The organism is Chelatococcus sp. GCM10030263 (assembly GCF_042666455.1).
Taxonomy (GTDB): domain Bacteria; phylum Pseudomonadota; class Alphaproteobacteria; order Rhizobiales; family Beijerinckiaceae; genus Chelatococcus.
Window position 1 is genome coordinate 427130 of sequence record NZ_JBHTDB010000016.1, and the last position, 19793, is coordinate 446922.

14 protein-coding genes are annotated in these 19793 nt (G+C 64.6%); 3 read left to right on the plus strand and 11 right to left on the minus strand.

Features of this window, described 5'->3' with window-relative positions; translation table 11 throughout:
- Window positions 1-191: 191 nt before the first annotated feature.
- The 3 genes from ACFQU1_RS24335 to ACFQU1_RS24345 all read right to left on the minus strand — a co-directional run bounded on the left by ACFQU1_RS24335 (window position 192) and on the right by ACFQU1_RS24345 (window position 4391).
- Window positions 192-1403, minus strand: coding sequence for an amidohydrolase/deacetylase family metallohydrolase (locus ACFQU1_RS24335; protein ID WP_378137657.1), 1212 nt, complete (start codon window positions 1401-1403; stop codon window positions 192-194).
- An 84-nt stretch (window positions 1404-1487) separates the two neighbouring features.
- A complete protein-coding gene (locus tag ACFQU1_RS24340) occupies window positions 1488-3017 on the minus strand; it encodes an ABC transporter substrate-binding protein (RefSeq protein ID WP_378137659.1) in 1530 nt (509 codons plus the stop codon).
- A 222-nt stretch (window positions 3018-3239) separates the two neighbouring features.
- On the minus strand, window positions 3240-4391 hold the full coding sequence (locus ACFQU1_RS24345) for a GntR family transcriptional regulator (RefSeq protein ID WP_378137661.1): 1152 nt from the start codon (window positions 4389-4391) through the stop codon (window positions 3240-3242).
- A 754-nt stretch (window positions 4392-5145) separates the two neighbouring features.
- Between ACFQU1_RS24345 and lexA the strand changes: the two genes are divergently transcribed.
- Window positions 5146-5847, plus strand: a complete 702-nt coding sequence (lexA, locus tag ACFQU1_RS24350; protein WP_378137663.1) for a transcriptional repressor LexA — start codon at window positions 5146-5148, stop codon at window positions 5845-5847.
- Between the two features lie 48 nt (window positions 5848-5895).
- On the opposite strand, the gene ACFQU1_RS24355 is transcribed toward lexA, so the two are convergent.
- The gene (locus ACFQU1_RS24355; RefSeq protein WP_378137665.1) at window positions 5896-8226 is read right to left on the minus strand and encodes a ComEC/Rec2 family competence protein; all 2331 of its coding nucleotides are present in this window, start codon (window positions 8224-8226) and stop codon (window positions 5896-5898) included.
- Between the two features lie 133 nt (window positions 8227-8359).
- Between ACFQU1_RS24355 and gltX the strand changes: the two genes are divergently transcribed.
- Together gltX and gltA are read left to right on the plus strand one after the other, a co-directional pair.
- Window positions 8360-9781 (plus strand): glutamate--tRNA ligase, encoded by a 1422-nt coding sequence (gltX, locus tag ACFQU1_RS24360; protein ID WP_378137667.1) that lies wholly within the window; start codon window positions 8360-8362, stop codon window positions 9779-9781.
- A gap of 259 nt (window positions 9782-10040) precedes the next feature.
- A complete protein-coding gene (gene gltA, locus ACFQU1_RS24365; protein ID WP_378137669.1) occupies window positions 10041-11333 on the plus strand; it encodes a citrate synthase in 1293 nt (430 codons plus the stop codon).
- A 42-nt stretch (window positions 11334-11375) separates the two neighbouring features.
- On the opposite strand, the gene lpxB is transcribed toward gltA, so the two are convergent.
- The 7 genes from lpxB to rseP all read right to left on the minus strand — a co-directional run bounded on the left by lpxB (window position 11376) and on the right by rseP (window position 19649).
- A complete protein-coding gene (gene lpxB, locus ACFQU1_RS24370; protein WP_378137671.1) occupies window positions 11376-12542 on the minus strand; it encodes a lipid-A-disaccharide synthase in 1167 nt (388 codons plus the stop codon).
- Window positions 12539-13471, minus strand: a complete 933-nt coding sequence (locus tag ACFQU1_RS24375) for an LpxI family protein (RefSeq protein ID WP_378137673.1) — start codon at window positions 13469-13471, stop codon at window positions 12539-12541. The genes lpxB and ACFQU1_RS24375 overlap by 4 nt, the downstream gene beginning before the upstream one ends.
- On the minus strand, window positions 13468-14268 hold the full coding sequence (gene lpxA, locus ACFQU1_RS24380) for an acyl-ACP--UDP-N-acetylglucosamine O-acyltransferase (protein WP_378137676.1): 801 nt from the start codon (window positions 14266-14268) through the stop codon (window positions 13468-13470). The genes ACFQU1_RS24375 and lpxA overlap by 4 nt, the downstream gene beginning before the upstream one ends.
- 4 nt (window positions 14269-14272) lie before the next feature.
- Window positions 14273-14746 carry a 3-hydroxyacyl-ACP dehydratase FabZ gene (gene fabZ, locus ACFQU1_RS24385; protein ID WP_378137678.1) on the minus strand — a complete coding sequence of 158 codons (474 nt, stop codon included), beginning with the start codon at window positions 14744-14746 and terminating at the stop codon, window positions 14273-14275.
- 16 nt (window positions 14747-14762) lie between these two features.
- Window positions 14763-15827: a UDP-3-O-(3-hydroxymyristoyl)glucosamine N-acyltransferase gene (gene lpxD, locus ACFQU1_RS24390; RefSeq protein WP_378137680.1), complete on the minus strand. Its 1065-nt coding sequence runs from the start codon at window positions 15825-15827 to the stop codon at window positions 14763-14765.
- Between the two features lie 68 nt (window positions 15828-15895).
- Entirely contained in the window at window positions 15896-18337 is a 2442-nt protein-coding gene (bamA, locus tag ACFQU1_RS24395) for an outer membrane protein assembly factor BamA (protein ID WP_378138354.1), read from the minus strand.
- Window positions 18338-18482: 145 nt separating this feature from the next.
- The gene (gene rseP, locus ACFQU1_RS24400) at window positions 18483-19649 is read right to left on the minus strand and encodes an RIP metalloprotease RseP (protein WP_378137682.1); all 1167 of its coding nucleotides are present in this window, start codon (window positions 19647-19649) and stop codon (window positions 18483-18485) included.
- Window positions 19650-19793 lie beyond the last annotated feature (144 nt).

The following is a 19793-nucleotide window of genomic DNA, read 5'->3' on the forward strand; positions in this document are numbered from 1 at the left end:
GGTGCTTTACCCGGCGCCGAAGGCGGCTCGGTGGAGCGCTCTATCGAGCGCACATGGAGGGTTTGCCGGGCCTTGAATCGCATCCATGGGGACCCCGAAGAAGGCATTGGACGACGGCTGCCCTATGTCCTCCTTCGAGATCCCCATGGATCGCCCCCTTCCCCCGGCGGCAACTTTGAAAGGTATTTTCCTCAGCAACAGGACAGCCGGTAGCGCCCGGTCGGTGCCGCCGGCTGATAGCGGGCTGCCTCGACAACGCGGCTTCCGATGATCGCGAAACGGGGTTCGAACAGGCGGCGCAGGGTCGCCGTCTGGCCCTGGGCATCCTCGACCGCGAGATCGGCATCGACGAGATCGAAGATCGTCAGTTCCGCCTGCCTGCCGATGCCGAGAAGACCGTCCGTCGGCAGGCCGACCGCCGACATCGGCGCCGTGGTCGTGGCGGTCACGACCGCCTCCAGCGGCATGCCGACCGACAGCAGCTTCGACATCGTCGTAGCCAAGTCCCACACCATGGAATCGCGCGACCGCATATGCAGGTCGGTCGAGATGGAAAAGGGCATCAACCCGCGTTCGATGGCCGTCTCCGCCACCTTGAACGAGAAGGATGCGCCACCATGGCCAACGTCGAGGCGCACGCCCCGCTCGGCGCATTTGACGACGAGATCCCAGAGATGGCGGTCCTCGACGATCGAGGACCCGACCTTGCCGTTGAAGCAGTGCGTGACGATGTCGCCCGGATCGAGCAGCTCGAGCACCTCGTCGAAGGTCGGCGGCGCTTCGCCCACATGCACCATCATCGGCAGCCCGGCGATGCGGGCGAGCTTCTTGGCGATCTTGACCGGTGTGATGCCCCAGCTGCCGAGGATGACGCCGCTCGCCCGACATTTGATGCCGACGATGACGTCGCGATTGGCGTCGATGACCTTGAGCGCGCGCTCGAGATCGATCGAGCGCATGTCGGCGAGCTCGCTGACGCGGTTGCAGGCGACAAGGCCGATGGAGCCGACATTGAGAAAGGCGAGGATGCGCTCGGGCGCGGTGTCGATGACATATTCGCGAAAGCCGTGGAAATTGGCTTCGCCCGCCGACCCCGCATCGACGATCGTCGTGACGCCGTGGCGCATGCCCGCCTGCGACGGCCGTATCGAGATATCCGTTCCGCCGTGCCAGACATGGGCGTGCAGATCGACCCAGCCCGGTGACACATAGGCGCCCCTGCCGTCGATCACGCGCTGCCCCGCGGTTGGGGAGATGGATCGGCCAACTGCTGCGATCAGGCCCTGCGCGTCGATCAGGATGTCGGTCGGGTCGCCGCGTTGATCGGCGCCGAAGCCCACCGGCCGTACGTCACGCAACAGCACGGCGATCGGCTCAGTGGAGGGGAAAGAGGCGTCGATCATGTCAAAAGTCCCGGGATAACTCTACTCTACGGTCGGTCTGATCAGGCACACTCGGCCACTGCGGGCCCGGCAACTCGCTGGCGCCTACTCCAGCCAGGCATTCCAGAAGAATGGCCAGGGGGCCGGTGTGACGCCTTGGAGGTTCGGCGCCTTCGCGGAGAGCGCGTTGAAATTGCCGACCTTGTAGAAGGGCACTTCGGTGAAGACGGCCTCCTGCACCTTCGCGAACAGTTTCGCTCGCTCGGTCGGATCGACCGCGGTGTTGAAAGGACCGACGGTCTGATGTTTGAGATCGCTCGCCCACCAACCCGGGGCGGCATCCGACATGTAGCTCGACAGCGCCGGCTCCGGCAGGAAGGGGCTGTGCGTGATGTAGATGTTCCAGAGCTTGGGATCGGCGCGCCGATCGGTGAGGGTTGCCCAGTCCACCACCTGCATGTCGACCTTGAAGCCGGCCTGTTCGAGATAGGCCTTGGCGACTTCCGCCATCTTGTAGTGGAAGGGATATTGGCGGCTCGTCAGGATGACGAGCGGCTCGCCCTTGTAGCCGGCCTCCGCGAGCAGAGCCTTCGCCTTCTCGGCATCGGCCTGATTATAGAGTGTGGCACCGGCTTCCGTGTGCCAAATATAGCCTTCCGGATAAAGCGCGCCGTCCAGCGAATAGAAGTCTTTCGAGCCGAAGGCGGCGAGCAGCATATCGTCCGGCGCGAGCGCCGCCTGGACGGCGCGGCGCATATCCAGATTGGCAAGAAGACCTTCTTTGGTGTTCATCATGAAGACCGGCCAGCCGAAGGATTTGAGCACGACGGCTTCGCTTTTGCCGCCCTTGAGGCGTTCGAACGACTCGACCGGCAGCGAATCCGCATAGGTGAACTGGCCGGCAATCGCGCCCTGGACGCGCGTGTTGGGATCCGGGACCGGGACAAAGCGAATCTCGTCGAGATATTGCTTGCGCGCGCCGCCGTAAAAGTCTGCTTCGCCGCTGCGTGATTTATAGCCGTCGAAACGCGCGAGCTGGATGTAGCGATCGGCTCGGCGCTCCTTCAGCACATAAGGGCCGGTCCCGACGACCTTGACGAGCGGCACGGCCTGGTCTTCAGCCGGAAGGACGACGGCCGCCGCATTGTTGAAGGCGAGCAGCGCGAGCAGCGGCGCATAAGGCTCCTTCAGCGTGATCCGGACGGTCGAATCGTCGGGTGCTTCGATCGCGGCGATCTTCGGCGCCGTTTGCTTGCCGCGGGTCGCAACCTCCGTCCAGCGCTTGAGGGAGGCGACGACATCCTCCGACGTCATCGCGCTGCCGTCGTGGAAGGTGATGCCGGATCTCAGCTTGATCGTGTAGATCTTGCCGTCCGGCGAGACCTGCGGAAGATCTTCGGCGAGCAGCGGCACGATCTTCCAGTCCTTGCCGAAGGTATAGAGCGTCTCGAAGATGTGTTGTGTCACCATGCCGACGAGATCGGTGGTCGAGGCCATGGGATCGAGCGTCGGCGGTTCTCCGACAACCGCCACATTGATGACGCCACCGCGTTTCGGCGCGGCAAGCGCTGCGTCACCGATAAATGGCAGGGCCAGGAACGCGGCTGTCAGAACAAGGGCCGGGCTGACTTTCATGACATCTCCCATGGATTTCGAATTATTATAATCTCTCTCGTAGAGGTCTTTTATGAAACTTCAATTATACTTATGGACGATAACGAATATGATTTACTATTTAGGCCCTGAGCCCATCCCACAGGAGGCCGTGACGCGTAAACAGCGAGCCCTATTGCATGCCGGATCTCGGCGATTGTGCTTTCCCCCGTCACGCGCCGAAGGTCTTCGCGTTACCCTCGATTATCGCCTCGCAGCAACAGCGGCTTGGCCGATGAAGGGCGTGATCAACGAGCCGTCGCTGCGTTGAGATCTTGCCGGAGGCGCGCTGGAGGTGCGCACGACGAGCGTCGGATCGAGGGTGATACGAATCGGCGGCCCGGAATAGATGCCTGCGACGCGCTCGTGCAGAAGCCGGAAGGCGAGCCGTCCGAGCGTTGCTGGGAAAGGATCGACGCTGGTCACCGGCGGATCGAGTGAACGCGACAGGAGGCTGTTGTTGATAGCCGTGACCGAGACATCCTCAGGAATGCGACGCCCCGCCTCGCGCAGCGCCCGCATGACGCCGACCGCCGTGACATCGTTGCGCGCAAAAACGGCGGTAAAGTCGATGCCACGGCGAATGAGCCCCGCGATCGCCTCTTGGCCCGCTTCCTCCGACGGCAAGTCAGGGAGGCAGACGAGATCCTGCTGGAGCGCGATGCGCGCCTCCTTCAGCGCTTCGTGGTAACCGCTGAAGGGGGAAAAACCGGGCAGATGCGGCGCACCTTCCACATAGGCGATCCGCCGGTGGCCTAGTCCGATGAGATGATCCACCGCGAGCTTAGCGGAGACCAGATAGTCGGTGCTGACGCTGTCGGTCCTCAGTCCTCTCGGCCAGCGGCCGAGATAGACCAGCGGCTTGCCGGCCTGCACCATTCTCAATGCGCCGGGCACGGGCCTGTCGACATGGGCCGGTGCAACGATGGCTCCCCGGACGGCCGGATCGGCCGCGGCAGCCGACAAGTGGTCGCTTTCGCTATCCGGCGAATAGGCCGACTGGCTCGCCATGATGCGCAGATCATGACGGCGCGCCTCCTGTTCCATCCCGTCGATCATCTCGCCATAGAACGGGCTCGAGAAGGTCGGAATGATCAGCGCCAGTGTCGGCGAGTGACTGGATGCAACGGCAGACGGCCGCATAGGCTCGGTCACGAAGGTGCCGCTGCCAGGCCGTCGCTCGAGCTGGCCGGCACTCACCAGTTCATCGATTGCCCGTCGGATGGTTGTCCGCGACAGGGAGAACTCCTCCATGAGCTGCCGCTCCGAAGGAATTGCACTTCCAGGCTTATAAGTGCCCCGCTCGATTGCCTCGCGAAGCGCTTGTACCAGCAGTCCGGTCTTATCTGAGGTCATGGCAGCACCATCTCGTGATACATGTATCGTAGCGGATGCATAGCCGAGCCGCAAGTGGTGCATTCGATAAAACCGCTCTCAGGCGTGGACAAGCGCCTCGGCGGATGCACGGCCCAGAATCCAGGCGACGCTTGGCCTAGACAGGGCCGCAACGCCGAACGTGGCATAGCGTCGGCTCGCCTTGAACCGTGATTTCTTTCCACACTTCGGAACTTATAAGACAAGCGGCGGCGCTGTTCAGAGTAGCGGTACTTTGCGGCCGGTCTCATTATTCCGCGTCAGGCCAGTTGCCCGCCGACGTTCGCACCAAGTCCGTTGGGACAAGGAAAAGGACCACCAGGATACTGGTATCTAATCCGGTCTGATACAGGTCTGAAACCGCGACGAGGGCGTGAATCATGGCTTTCGAAACGCCACGTGAGGGCCCGTCAAAGGCAACAGTCGCGTCTCGGCTCCCAGTCGCCGACTTTCTCCCATGACGGGACCAGTGCGGAAAATAGCGAGGAGGCCGCTCTGCCTGTTCATCCCCCGGGGGCATAGGGCCTGCACGCCTCGAGGCTATCCATGCACGTCCCGTTGCCTTAACTCTTGCGGAACACACAGGGAACAGCTATGGTCGTTCATGATTTGTTTCCGACTCTTGGCCAACAATGACGCTTAGCCAAAAGTGATATCTGGCCAACAGTCCTGATCGGATCTTGAAACCGGATGATCTCGGCCACGGTGGCCACGACCAAGGTGGGGTTCACGGCAGATGCTGACGCGCAAGCAAAACGAGCTTCTACGCTTCATCCACGAGCGGCTGCGCGAGACCGGCGTGCCGCCTTCCTTCGATGAGATGAAAGAGGCACTGGATCTCAAGTCCAAGTCCGGTATCCATCGGCTCATTATTGCGCTCGAAGAGCGCGGCTTCATCCGCCGGCTGCCTAATCGGGCGCGGGCACTCGAGGTCATTCGTCTGCCCGATGGCGCGATCACGCCGCGCGGGCGCTTCAGCCCGAGCGTTGTCGAGGGGGGGCTTGGTCGCGTGCGCAGCCTGCCACCGGCGGCTGTCGAAAGCGAATCCTCGCCGAAGATGGTCCCCGTCCCCGTCATGGGCCGGATCGCGGCGGGCACGCCGATCTCGGCCATTCAATCCCGCAGCAGCACCATCGCAGTGCCGGTGGAGATGCTCACCAGCGGCGAGCACTTCGCCCTGGAGGTGCGTGGCGATTCGATGATCGAAGCCGGCATCCTTGACGGCGACACGGTTGTCATCCGCCGTCAGGAGACGGCCGATACGGGCGACATCATCGTCGCCCTCATCGACGATGAGGAGGCGACCCTGAAGCGGCTACGCCGGCGCGGGTCATCCATTGCGCTCGAAGCGGCCAATCCATCTTATGAAACACGCGTCTTGGGTCCCGACCGCGTGCGGATCCAGGGCAAGCTCGTGAGCCTTCTGCGGCGCTACTGATCGATTGCCGGTCGGCCCGCGATAGAACTGCTGATCGCTGGTCGACGCTCACGGCGTATGAGAATCGCCCTCGCCGCCTGGCGCATCGCCGGTGGGCGTTGCTCCCGACGGGTCGTCGATGTCGGCTGCCGCTGAAGGGATGGCATCAAGTGGGTCGAGATTGTCGATCCGTGGTCGCGGGGGCGGCGCGGGCGCCGGCGAAGCTGGCCGGTGTGGCTTGGTTCCGGTCCAGGGGCGCTGCGCGGTGGAACTTGCGGTGACACGTGCAAAGCCTTCGGCGGTGGCGGTGAGCGTGGTGGCGCCCGACTGGTCGAGTGCGCGGCGGTCGAGCACCGTAGCACTCGCGCAGGAATTGGGGGCGACGAGCGGAGTGACGATGACGACCGCACGCCGACAATCGTCGGGGAATGCGCGCTTGTCACGGACGAGCGAGATGCTGCGCCCGTCGGGGAGCTTCGCGACACAGGCGAAGCGGTCGCAGAGGGCACCGCCGCGCAGGCCCGGGTCATCGGTCGCGCGCCCGTCGCCGTCGGCTCTGAGCCATTGTTCGAGAACGAAATCGGAAGGCCGGCCGAGGACGATCAATTGTCCGCTCTTCTCCCGGACAGCCGCACCGGCGCCGCTGCGATCGACATAGACATCGGGCCGACTGGGAGCGAGCGCCGACAGGGCGCCGAGGGCGGCCGGGACGATCGCCAACCACCGCAGGGCGGTCGTCCAGAGCGTGGACCAGACGATGGCCGCGCTGAAGAAGGCGAGAGCGGCGGGCGCGAGCGCCGGCACGATGACGGTTGAGCGGTCGAGCAGGGCGACCATTTTGGCGCCGGCGAGCACCGGCGCCGTCGCCTGGCCGATGAGCCACCAGACGGGTTGATCGAGGGCGAAGGCGGAAGCGAAGATCCCGAGCACCGACAGCGGCATGACCGCGAGCTCGATCAGCGGTAGCGCCAGGGCGTTGCCGAGGAGACCGAGCGGGTTCAGCGTCTGAAAGTGATAGGCGCTGAAGGGAGCGGTCGCGATGGTAGCAATCGCCGTGGTGAAGATGACAAGGAAGGCCCATCGCCCGATGCCGTGGAGCGGTGCCAATCCTCCGGCCCCTGCGGGACGCCCGGCAAACAGCCCCGATGGCTGGACTGCGAAGGCGATCATGCCGGCAACCGCCGCGAAGGACATCTGGAAGCTCGGACCGAGCAGCGCCTCCGGCCGAATAGCAAGGCAGATGAGCGCCGCAAGCGCCAGATTGCGCATGGAGAGAGCCGGGCGGTCGATGAGAATGGCGCCCATCATGACGAGCGTCATGACGAGCGAACGCTGGGTGGCGACCTCCGCGCCGGAGAAGAGGCAATAGGCGATGGCGCCTGTCATGCCGACGAGGGCCGCGAGTTTCTTCACCGGCCAGACGAGCGCGAGGCCGGGGATGAGTGCGAGCACCGCGCGCGCCGCCCAGAACAGGCTGCCGGCGGCAAGCGCCATGTGCAGCCCTGAAATGGAGACGATGTGATAGATGCCGGCGGCACGCAGCGCGTCATTCACGTCTTCCGTGATCAGCCCGCGTTTGCCGGTGACCAGGGCGGCGGCGAGCGCCCCCTCCTGGCCGCCGGAGGCTTGGGCGATACGGTCCGTCAGCCGGTTGCGGGCAACATCGACGGCGATGGCGAGAGCCGTCCAGAAATCCGGTGGCGCGGGCGGCGCGGCGACCGTCACCTTGCCGACAAGGGAGCCGACGGCACCGAGGCCGTCGAAGAAGGCGTCGCGGGCGAAATCATAGCCGCCCGGCCGGGCGGCCGTGGGCGGCGGCAGAAGGCGCGCCGTGGCTTCGATGAAGTCGCCGGCCTTCACCGATGTGCCCGGCTTCATGGACACGCGGACCTGTACGGGCCGCTCGGCGATAGTGAGGCTGCCGAAGGTCTCGACGCGCAGGACCATGCGCGGGCCAGCCGGCCGCTGGTCGACAGAGAGTACGAGCCCGCGCAGCTTGGCGATCATCGGCCGCGCGAGGACGGGCGCCGATACCTCACGGGTGCGCCAGGTGGCGGTCGCGAAGCCTCCCATGACCATAGCCACGGCGATCGCCATATTCATCGCGCGTGGGTGACGACCCAACGCGAAGGCAGCTGCCGCCGCCAACCCCGCCCCCGTGAGCGATGGCCACAACGAGGGCTCGGCGTCGGCGGCGAAATAGAGGAGAATGCCGGCACTGAAGGCAACCGGCAGCCAAAGGAAAAGGCGTCGCCGTTCCGCCTCAAGGGCAAGCGCCCGCCGGAGGGCTCCGAGAAGCCGCTGTGCGGGGTCGTCGCCGGCCGCAGCGGCCAGCCATCGTCTGGCAGCACGGGCGCGACCATCGGCTAGAGCGGCGGAGACCGGCTCGCGTGACGACATGGGACTTCGGGAAACAGTTCTTACCCCCGGGAAGGCATCATGCTACACGACGCGCCACCGCTGGCGAGAGCTTCTTTGAGGGGAGCTCCTGCCGTCGTCCGTTCATCCTCGTACGAGAGAGCAGACATCTGAGATGACCGGAACCGTCGTTACGCGTTTCGCCCCCTCCCCCACCGGGTTCCTGCATATCGGCGGGGCCCGTACCGCATTGTTCAATTGGCTCTATGCGCGCCGGCACGGCGGCAAGATGCTGCTTCGCATCGAGGATACGGACCGCGAACGTTCGACGGATGCGGCGATCACCGCCATTCTCGACGGCATGAAATGGCTCGGCCTCGACTGGGACGGCGAGGCCATCCACCAGTTCGCCCGCGCGGCGCGGCATCGTGAGGTGGCGGAGGAGCTCCTCGCCAGCGGCCACGCCTATTATTGCTATGCCACCCCGCAGGAGCTCGAAGCGATGCGCGAGGAGGCGCGCGCCGCCGGCCGACCGCTGCGCTACGACGGGCGCTGGCGCGATCGCTCGCCCGCGGAGGCGCCGCCCGGCGTCAAGCCGGTGATCCGGCTGCGCGCGCCGACCGAAGGCGAGACGGTCGTCGAGGATCACGTCCAGGGACGCGTCGTCTGGCAGAACAAGGATCTCGACGATCTCGTGCTCCTGCGCTCCGACGGCACGCCGACCTATATGCTCGCCGTCGTCGTCGACGACCACGACATGGGTGTGACCCATGTGATCCGCGGCGACGACCATTTGACCAATGCCGCCCGGCAGAAGCAGATCCACGACGCGCTCGGCTGGCCGGCGCCGGAGATGGCGCATGTGCCGATGATCCTGGGGCCGGACGGGGCGAAATTGTCGAAGCGGCACGGCGCCCTCGGCATCGATGCCTACCGCGCCATGGGCTATCTGCCGGAGGCGCTGCGCAACTATCTGGTGCGGCTCGGCTGGAGCCACGGGGACCAGGAGATCTTCTCGACCGAGGAGATGATGGCGGCTTTCGATCTCGGCTCCATCGGCCGTTCACCGGCCCGGTTCGATTTCGCCAAGCTCGAGAATATCAACGGTCACTATATGCGCGCGGCGAACGACGGGGCGCTGGTCAAGGCGATCGAGGATATTCTGCCGGAGATCGGCCCGGAGCGCGGGCTTGGGCCGTCATTCGACCCGGCGCTGAAAGAGAAGCTCCTCGCGGCCATGCCCGGCCTCAAGGAGCGTGCCAAGACGCTGGTGGAACTTCTCGACGGCGCCTGGTTTCTTTATGCGAAGCGGCCGCTTTCCTGCGATGCCAAGGCAGCCGCCATCCTGAACGACGAAGGCCGGCAGCGCCTTGCATCCGTGCTGCCGATCCTCGAGGGCTTGAGCGACTGGAACGCGGCAACCATCGAAGATGCCGTCCGTCAGGCTGCCGCCGAGGCTGGGCTTAAGCTCGGCCAGCTGGCGCAGCCGCTGCGTGCGGCCTTGACCGGACGGGGCACATCGCCCGGCCTTTTCGACGTGATGACGGTCCTGGGACGTGAGGAGAGCCTGGCGCGCATAAGTGATCAGCTGCCATGACCCGGGCCTGCTTGAACCCCCGTCGCGGATGAGCTAGAGCATGGGCGACCATTGATGACTTCTCTGGGGAGAGCGGGCATCAAGCTATTGATCCTGAGCGATTTCTTTGTCGATCAGGCCGTTTTACATGTCCGAAACGGGCCGGACAGCAAAGTACATAGCTTCTCGGCCGGCCTGTAGTTCATTGCCGCAGGACTTTTGCATCGTTCCTAGGTTCGGCGGCCACGGCTTCGCTGGGTCTCAGCAAAAGGAAATACCCATGAGCGACAAGGCAACCACCTTGACTGTTGATGGCCAGGCCATCGATCTACCCGTCAAGCATGGGTCGATAGGCCCGAGCGTCGTCGACATCGCTGCCTTGTACAAGCACAGCGGGATGTTCACCTACGACCCGGGCTTCACCTCGACGGCAAGCTGTGAATCCGCCATCACCTATATCGACGGCGACGAGGGCATCCTGCTCTATCGTGGCTACCCGATCGAGCAGCTCGCCGAACACGGCGACTTTCTCGAAACCTGCTACCTTCTGCTTTACGGCGAACTGCCCACCGCCAGTCAGAAGGCGGAGTTCGACTATGTCGTGACCCGTCACACGATGGTTCACGACCAGATGAACCGCTTCTTCCAGGGCTTCCGGCGCGACGCCCATCCGATGGCCGTGATGGTGGCCTCGGTCGGCGCGCTCTCGGCCTTCTATCACGACTCTACGGACATCTCCGATCCGCAGCAGCGCATGATCGCTTCGATGCGCATGATCGCCAAGATGCCGACCTTGGCGGCCATGGCCTATAAATATTCCGTCGGCCAGCCGTTCATGTATCCGAAGAACGATCTCGACTACACGTCGAACTTCCTGCGCATGTGCTTCGGTGTGCCCTGCGAGGAATATGTCAGCAATCCGGTGCTCGCCCGCGCGCTCGACCGCATCTTCATCCTGCACGCCGATCACGAGCAGAACGCATCGACCTCGACGGTGCGCCTGGCCGGTTCGTCCGGCGCCAACCCCTTCGCTTGCATCGCCGCCGGCATCGCCTGCCTCTGGGGGCCGGCGCATGGTGGCGCCAATGAGGCGGCGCTCAAGATGCTGGCCGAGATCGGTACCCCCGAGCGCATTCCGCAGTATATCGCGAAGGCCAAGGACAAGAACGATCCGTTCCGGCTCATGGGCTTCGGCCACCGCGTCTATAAAAACTACGATCCGCGCGCCAAGATCATGCAGCGCACGACGCATGAGGTCCTCAGCGAGCTCGGCATCAAGGACGATCCGCTTCTCGACGTCGCCCTCGAGCTTGAGCGCATCGCGCTGCACGACGATTATTTCGTCGAGAAGAAGCTCTATCCGAACATCGATTTCTACTCGGGCATCACCCTTAAGGCGCTGGGCTTCCCAACCTCCATGTTCACCGTGCTGTTCGCGCTCGCGCGCACCGTCGGCTGGATCGCCCAGTGGAAGGAGATGATCGAGGACCCCTCCCAGAAGATCGGCCGTCCGCGCCAGCTCTATACGGGTTCGCCGCAGCGCGGCTATGTGCCGATGGCGCAGCGCTCGTAAGCCTTCGACGAGGCGCGTACCGAGCACTACCGAAAGGGGCCCTCAGGGCCCCTTTTTTGTTGCGAGCAGCTGGGCGATGATGTCGGCCGCTCGCTCGCTCGGCTTTTCCATGCCGATACTCATGGCGTCGGCGACGCGGTCGAAGGCGGCGACCTGTGCGCGCCGCTCCGGCGTGTCCCCGATGAGCGGCAGAAGCGCGGATGCGAGCCGCTCCGGCACACAGTCCCACTGCAGGAATTCCGGCACGGCCGGCTCGTCGAGGATGATATTCGGCAGGCTCGCGCTCTTCACCGTAATGAAATGCCGGGCCTGAACTTCGAGCCGGGAGACCTTGTAGGCGACCACCATAGGGATGGCCGCGAGGGCGAGTTCCAGCGTCACCGTGCCGGATGCGGCTAGCGCCGCCGTCGCCTTGCGGAAGGCCGCATATTTAGCTGCCTCGCCAGTGACGATCTCCGGGCGAACGGGCCAGCGCGTGACCGCCTCCTCGATCAGGCTCGCGACATGGGGCACGGCTGGAAGAATCCAGCGCAGTGGGACTCCCGACAGTTGCGTGACGCGCGCCACCGTCTCGCCGAAGACCGGCATCAGACGCGTCACCTCGGACCGCCGGCTGCCAGGCAGCACTAGCACCGTGGCCTCGCCGCTTCCCGGTTCGCTGCGCTCGCCAGGCGCTGGCCTCAGCTCGCCGAGCCGCTCGATCAATGGATGCCCGACATAGCTGCAGGTCGGCCCGCCGAGCCGCAGATGGGCGGCAGGCTCGAAAGGCAGGAGCGCCAGGAGATGATCCACATAGGCGCGCATGGTGCGGGCCCGCCCCGGCCGCCAGGCCCAGACCGTCGGGCTGACATAATCGACGATCGGCAGGTCGGGTCGCGCGCGGCGCACGCGCTTGGCCACGCGATGGGTGAAATCCGGACTGTCTATGATGACGAGCATGTCGGGATTGTCGGCGAGCACCGCGGCGGCGGTTTGGTCGATGCGCCGGATCAGCGTCGGCAGCCGGCCGATGACGGCCGAGAACCCCATGACCGCGATATCCGTGAGGGGAAAGAGGCTGACGAGCCCTTCGGCGGCCATCGCATGGCCGCCGACGCCGGAGAAGGCGATCTTGTCCGGCAGTCGCCGGCGCAAGGCGGCCATGAGCTTCGCGCCAAGCTGATCGCCGGATTCCTCGCCCGCCACCAGGAAGATCTTGACGGAGCTCATGGTGCCCCTCGCGCTCCCGCGGCATCGATACCGGGCGCGGTGTCGAATGCTCCCGCTTCGTCGACCGCGATCAGGAAGAGCCCGCGCCTATCAGCCTCGGCGACGGTACGCTCCGGGTCGATGACCAGTGTGGCGCCTGCCGCGATCGCGATGCCCCGCAGCCCCGCCGCTGCGGCCCGGACGACCGTGCGCGGCCCGATCGTCGGCAGGTCGACCCGCAGGTCCTGGCCACGCTTCGGAGCCTTGACGAGAACGCCGCCGTGGATGGCGCGCAGGCGCCGGCCGGAGCGCAGGCTCCTCACACGTTTGAGCATGGCGTCGGTGCCTTCCGGCCCCTCGATGGCGGCAATCCAGCGGGCACAGACGGCAACCGCCTGGCCCACATCAAAGGGCGACAGCGCCGCGAGCGCGGCAAGGCCGACGGCGATGCTCGCCCGGCTCTCGGCATCGGGCGCGACTGCGCCGAGCTGCCCGGATTGGGCAAGCAGTTCCGGGGCGAGACTGTCGATGCCACTGACGACGAAGCCTTGGTCCTCAAGCACGCGCACGACGCCGGTCAGAAGCCCATCGTCGCCAGAGCCGAGAATCGCGGCGATCTCCTCGCGATTGCGGAAGGCGGCAAGCGCACCCATGAAGGCGCCGGGCTTCGGCCGGTTGACGGGGCCGACGAGCACGACTTCCGCCGGAGCCCAGGATCTGAGCGCCGCAAAAGATCGCTTGTAGTCGATGAGGTCCACAACGAGGTCGGCGCGACGCACCAGCGCCCGCTCGGCGAAACCGCGGAAAGCAAGGATCCGAACGGGACGGCCACGGCGTATCAGCGCCTCGGCGAGAAGTCCCGGCAGCGCCCCTCCCCCGGCCAGCAAAGCGACCGGTCCGGCCGCGCGCGGGGCCTGGCTGTGGCCCGGCGCGCCATCCTCCGGGCTCACCCCTCCTGGACCTCGCGCGGCGTGCAGATGGAGCGCTTGCCGCCGGCGCGGATGAATTCGACCATGTCAACGACGACCGTGTTCTGCTCGAATTCAGCGGCGACCTCGTCGACGCGCTCCACGAAGGTGCCATCGCCGCCGAAGAGCAGGCGGTAGGCGCGCCGCAGGCTGTGTATGTCCTCACGGGAAAAGCCACGGCGCTGCAGCCCGACGATGTTCAGACCAGCAAGATGCGCGCGGTTGCCGAGAACCATGCCATAGGGGATGACGTCGTTCTCGACGCCGGAGAGGCCGCCGACGAAGGCATGGCTGCCGACGCGCGCGAACTGAATGATCGCGGCGCCGCCACCGACGATGACATGGTCACCCAGGGTGACATGACCGGCGAGCATCACGTTGTTCGACAGGATGACGTGATCGCCGACCCGACAGTCGTGGCCGATATGCGAATTGGCGAGCAGGGCGCAGCTATTGCCGACGACGGTGGCGAGCCCACCGCCTTCCGTGCCCGGATTGATGGTCACGCCTTCGCGAATGATGCAGTCGTTGCCGATGGTCAGCGTCGACCGCTCGCCGCGGTATTTCAGGTCTTGTGGCTGATGGCCGATCGAGGCGAAGGGAAAGATGCGACTACCCCGGCCGATGGTCGTTTGCCCGGCGACCACCACATGGCTCACCAGCTCGCATTCGTCACCGAGGACGACCTCGGGGCCGACGACACAGAATGGACCGATACGCACGCCCTCACCGAGCTGCGCGCCAGCCTCAATGATCGCCGTCGGGTGAATATTGCTCATACGCTCACTCGATCACGAGCATTGCGCTGACTTCGGCCTCGCAGACGAGCACGCCGCGAACCTTCGCCTCCCCGCGGAACCACCACATGTTGCGACGGTTGTTGAGCTTCTTCATATGGTACTCGACCGTGTCGCCGGGTTCCACGGGCTTGCGGAACTTGGCCTTGTCGATCGTCATGAAATAAACCTCCTTCGGCCTCGCCTTCTCGGCGAGCTGCGCCGCGACACAGAGCGCGCCGGCCGTTTGCGCCATGCCTTCGATCATGAAGACGCCGGGATAGAGCGGACGGCTCGGGAAATGGCCCGAGAACTGCGGCTCGTTGAAGGTCACGTTCTTGATGCCGATGCAGGATTCATCACCCTTCATCTCGATGATCCTGTCGACGAGCAGAAAGGGATAGCGATGCGGCAGATAGCTCAGAATCTGCAGGATATCCGCGGTTTCGAGCCTTGCCGGCACATCCGTCATGAAAAGCATCTCCCCTTCCAGGCGATCACGCGCGGCCTTTGGTCTTGTCCCGTGGATCCTGCCGGGCGGCAAGGTTCTTGAGGCTCGTCACCTCGCGGAACCACTCCCGCACCGGCTTGGCCGGCGTTCCGCCCCAGCGTTCTCCCGCAGGAACATCAGTCGCGACATTGCTGGTCGCGGCGATCTGCGCGCCCGCCCCGATCGTCACATGGCCGATGACGCCGACCTGACCGCCGAGCACGACGAAATCCTCGATCGTCACGCTCCCGGAGATCCCGACCTGCGCCACGATCACGCAGTGACGCCCGATGACGACGTTATGGCCGATCTGCACCAGGTTGTCGATCTTGCTGCCCTCACCGATCACCGTGTCGCGGCTGGCGCCGCGATCGACCGTCGTGTTCGCGCCGATCTCGACGTCGTCCTGGATGATGACGCGGCCGATCTGCGGCACCTTGGCATGGCCGCCCGGCCCCATGGCGAAGCCGAAGCCATCCTGGCCAATGCGCACTCCGCCGTGCAGGATCACCCTGTTGCCGAGGAGGGCATGGAGCACCGACACATTGGGGGCGATGCTCACATCGCGGCCGATCCGCGTCTGTGGGCCGATGACCGCATTGGCGCCGATGATGGTGCCGCTTCCGATTTCCGCCTCGGGACCGACGACCGCCCCCGGATCGACGACGACGCCGGGCTCGAGGCGCGCCGACGCGTGCACAAAGGCGCCGGGTGAAATGCCGACGGCACCGAAAGCCGATTGCGGCCGCGCGGCGGACGGAAAGAGATAGGCAAGCGCTCTGGCAAAAGCACGATATGGCTCGGGCGTGACCAGCGCGACAGCCGACGCGGGCACTCTGGGTGCAAAACGCTGCGAGACGAAACAAGCGCCTGCGCGGGTCGCGACCAGGGCATCGCCATAGCGCGGATTGTCCATATAGGCGATGTCGGCAGGCCCGGCCGTTTCCAACGGCCCTGCCCCGCCAATGCGCAAATCCCCGGCCTCGCCGGCGGGTAGCGCAACGCCTACGAGAGCGGCAAGCTCAGCCAAGGTGGGCTGAGCCACACGCGGAAAAAAGACCGGATCCGTCATAAACGCGACATCTCGAATCGGGAGGGCGGCCCCATCGAATGGGGCCGCCCCGCGCCGAACCCATACACTCAGAAGCTCGTGCCGCCCGAGAAGCGGAACTGCTGCGTCTGATCGCCCGTGGCCTTCGACAGCACCCAAGCATAGTCGAAGCGCAGCGGACCGAGAGGGGACTGCCAGAGCAAGCTCACGCCGACCGATGACCGGATCGTCTTCTTGTCGAGCAGGTTGATGCAGGTCGGCTGGTTCGTATAGTCGGCGAACGGAGTTCCGGCCTGCGGGCAATAAGACGGCACGCCCGGCGGATTGAAGTTCGTTGCGCCGTTATAGCCGAACAGCGTACCGGCATCGGCGAAGACCGCGCCGCGCAGTCCGAGGTCCCGCGGCAGGCCCCAGATCGGGAACTGCACCTCGAGCGAACCGCCGAAGTAGGTCGTGCCGCCGAGGGCATTCGCCTCGTAGTCGCCGTTCATGTCGCGCGGACCGATGCCCGACGGGGCAAAGCCGCGCACCAGCGACGGGCCGAGGAAGAAGTTGTCGACGATGCGCAGGTCCTTGTCGCCGAAGGCTTGCACACGACCGCCCTGGATGCGGACCAAACCGACGACGTCATCGAAGAGCTCGCGATAGTAGCGCGCCTCAGCGGTCGCACGGATGAAGCGGGAGTCGCCACCAGCGCCGGCCACGTCCGGCTTGACTTCGATGTAGAGGCCCGAGTGGGGATTCCGGACGTTGTCCAGAGTGTTGTAGGTGAGCGTTGCACCGACCAGCGACGTGATCGTCTCGCCCGCAGCTTCCTTGATAGCGACCGAGGCCTCGCCGTTGTAGATACAGCTCGGATAAGCGCCCGTGATGCCGGGGATCGGATACCAGCAGTCGTTATAAGGATCGTCCGTGTCGTTCGGGATCTTGAGGTTCGACTGATAGAGCGAGTAGCGCAGCGTGACCGTCGTGCTCTCGTCGATCGGCAAGCCAAGTCGCAGCTGACCACCGGTGACGCGGTTCGTGTAGCGCGAGTACTGGGTGTTGTCGGTGTATTTCGAGAACAGATCGAAGCCGGCGGCCATGCGCTGGCCGAGGAAGTAAGGCTCCGTGAAGGAGAAGTCGACGCCCTGGGCACGCTGGCCCCACGAGCCGGCGAGGCGCACATATTGCCCGCGGCCGAGGAAGTTCGACTCGGAGACCGCGACCTCGCCGATGAAGCCATCCGCGGTCGAATAGCCACCCGACACCGAGAACTGGCCGGTCGGCTGATCCTCAACATCGATATTGACGATCACGCGATCGGGGGACGACCCCGGCTCGTTGGTGATACGCACCGATTTGAAATAGCCGAGGTTGTTCAGGCGCCGCAGGGCACGGTCGATAAGAACCTTATTGAAGGCGTCGCCTTCGCCGATGTCGAGCTCGCGCCGGATGACATAGTCACGGGTGCGCGTGTTGCCGCGGATATTGATGCGCTCGATATAGACCCGCGGTCCCTCGTCGACGATGTAGTCGATGCTGATGGTATGGGTTGCGGGATCACGAACGCCGGCCGGGCGCACCTGGGTGAAGGCATAGCCGCGACGGCCGAGTTCGGTCGTCACGCGGTCGAGCGACTTCTCGACCGCTTCGGCGTTGTAGACGTCGCCCGGGTCAGTCGTAACGTAGCGATCGAGTTCCGCCGACGGCACGGCGGGGATATTGGATTCGACCCGCACATTGCTGACCCGATAAGGCTGCCCTTCATCGACCGTGATGGTGACAATGTAGCCGCCCTTGGCCTCGTCGAAGACCACATTCTCAGACACGATGCGGAAGTCGGCGTAGCCGTTCTTGAGGTAATAGCGGCGGATGAGCTCCTCGTCGGCGGCGAGACGGTCCGGATCATAGACGTCGGACGTTTTCAGCCAGGAGAGGAAGTTCATCTCGGTGGTCGTCATCAGCCCGCGCAGCTTCGAGCTGGAGAAGGCGTGATTGCCGACGAAATTGATTTCCTTGACGCCCGTCTTGTCGCCCTCGTCGATCGTGAAGACGACGTCGAGCCGACCGTTCGGCAGATCGACCGTGCGTGCCGTAACCGAGGCCAATCCGCGCCCGGACCGGCGATAGATCTCGCGGATGCGCTGGATATCGGCGTCGACGGTGGCCTGGCTGTAAGGCGAATTCGCCCGGGTCTGCACCTCCGAGCCCAAGACGTCCTTATTGAGCTTCTTGTTGCCTTCGAAGGCAACCCGGTTGATCAGGTCGTTTTCCGACACCGTCACGACGATATTGCCGCCGCGCTTCGCTACCTGCACGTTTCGGAACATGCCGGAGGCGATCAGTGCGCTGCGGATTTCCGCCGGAGAAGCCGAGGGATTTGTGATGTAGGACCGAACGGCGTCGGCATCGACCCGCCGATTGCCCTGAACGACAACGGACTGCGCCGATGCACTGCTGGCGAACCCCACCAAGAGGGAGAGCGCCAGAAGTCCCGTGCGAAGCCCCTTTACCAGGTGCTGGCTTCTTTTGGTCGTCAGCGTCATCAGGTGCCGCCTCTTTGTTCTTTTCTCTGCCGAATTAACGGCCCGCATCAATCCCATAGGGCGAATAACGCTTCTACAGAGTTTACTCGTCCATGCAAACGTACAAACACCGTTAACAAATTTTTCCCCGCGTACCGTGACCTCCGGGTCACGTCGCCTTCTGGCCGAAGCTCAGCCCAAGATGCGCGAGATCGTTCCAGGTCACGAACAGCATCAGCATCACCACGAGTGCGAGGCCGATGCGAAAGCCGATCTCTTGAGCGGTCTCGCTCAGGGGCCGGCCACGCAACGCTTCGATCGCATAGAACAGAAGATGCCCCCCATCGAGCAGCGGGATCGGAAACAGATTGATCAGGCCGATCGACACCGACAACACCGCCGCCAGATTGAGAAGCGCGAAGAACCCGCCAACGGACGCAACCTTGCCCGACACTTCGGCGATGCGGATGGGGCCCGAAAGCTGATCCGTTGATTCTCTGCCGCTGAAGAGTCTTGCCACATAAACGGCGGTTCGGTCCACGATGAACCACGTCTCGCTCGCACCGACCTGGAGCGACTCCACGAGGCCGAAGCGCTGGACATGCCAGTTGGCGGGATCGCCGGATGCCGCCTGCAGGCCAAGCACGCCGATGCGCTGGGGTCCGAAGGGCGTGGTGATCTCGCGCAGGTCTGGGGCGGCGGACAAGGTGATCTCCTGTCCGTCGCGTTCGACCTGGAAGCTCATGGTTTCGCCGGCGCGGCCGCTCACGACGCGCTGCATATCGGCGAAGGCGGTGATCGGCTCGCCGTCGATGGAGAGGATAAGATCACCACCGTGAAACCCGGCTCGTTCCGCTGCACTTCCCGGCTGCACCGCCTCGACCTTCGGCACGAGCACCTGCCGTCCGCCGAGATAGGCCGCGCCGCCGAAGATGGCGATCGCCAAGAGGAAATTGGCGATTGGACCGGCAGCGACGATCGCCGCCCTGCGCCCGACCGACTTGTGGAAAAAGCTGACCCGGCGCTCTTCCTCGCTCAGATGGTCGAGGGCCTCGCGATCCGGCATGCTAGCGGCATTGGCGTCGCCGGCGAATTTCACATAGCCGCCGAGCGGAATAGCCGAGATCTTCCAGCGCGTGCCGCGCCGGTCGGTCCAGCCGATGAGCTCCTTGCCGAAGCCGATGGAAAAAGCCTGCACGCCGACGCCGCACCAGCGGCCGACGAGGAAGTGTCCGAGCTCGTGGATGAACACCACGAGCGTCAGGACGAAGAGGAAGGGAACGATATAGCCGACGAGCGAACTCGTCGCTGCGCCAAAGGCGCTGAAGATTTCCATGACTTAAGCTCTCAGGCCATCGTGGGTCAGGCGTCGCGTCGCAACGAAGCAATTGAGGGAACAAGGTTATCACATTATGACGCGACAGCCCCGCAGCACGTACAGAACACCTGATCCCACCTTCACACGCCCCGCATAGGATAC

Bases quoted from the DNA above. Each gene is read 5' to 3' on its own strand.
- ACFQU1_RS24335 (WP_378137657.1), bottom strand. From the start codon at position 1,403: ATGATCGACGCCTCTTTCCCCTCCACTGAGCCGATCGCCGTGCTGTTG.
- ACFQU1_RS24340 (WP_378137659.1), bottom strand. From the start codon at position 3,017: ATGAAAGTCAGCCCGGCCCTTGTTCTGACAGCCGCGTTCCTGGCCCTG.
- ACFQU1_RS24345 (WP_378137661.1), bottom strand. From the start codon at position 4,391: ATGACCTCAGATAAGACCGGACTGCTGGTACAAGCGCTTCGCGAGGCA.
- lexA (WP_378137663.1), top strand. From the start codon at position 5,146: ATGCTGACGCGCAAGCAAAACGAGCTTCTACGCTTCATCCACGAGCGG.
- ACFQU1_RS24355 (WP_378137665.1), bottom strand. From the start codon at position 8,226: ATGTCGTCACGCGAGCCGGTCTCCGCCGCTCTAGCCGATGGTCGCGCC.
- gltX (WP_378137667.1), top strand. From the start codon at position 8,360: ATGACCGGAACCGTCGTTACGCGTTTCGCCCCCTCCCCCACCGGGTTC.
- gltA (WP_378137669.1), top strand. From the start codon at position 10,041: ATGAGCGACAAGGCAACCACCTTGACTGTTGATGGCCAGGCCATCGAT.
- lpxB (WP_378137671.1), bottom strand. From the start codon at position 12,542: ATGAGCTCCGTCAAGATCTTCCTGGTGGCGGGCGAGGAATCCGGCGAT.
- lpxA (WP_378137676.1), bottom strand. From the start codon at position 14,268: ATGAGCAATATTCACCCGACGGCGATCATTGAGGCTGGCGCGCAGCTC.
- fabZ (WP_378137678.1), bottom strand. From the start codon at position 14,746: ATGCTTTTCATGACGGATGTGCCGGCAAGGCTCGAAACCGCGGATATC.
- lpxD (WP_378137680.1), bottom strand. From the start codon at position 15,827: ATGACGGATCCGGTCTTTTTTCCGCGTGTGGCTCAGCCCACCTTGGCT.
- rseP (WP_378137682.1), bottom strand. From the start codon at position 19,649: ATGGAAATCTTCAGCGCCTTTGGCGCAGCGACGAGTTCGCTCGTCGGC.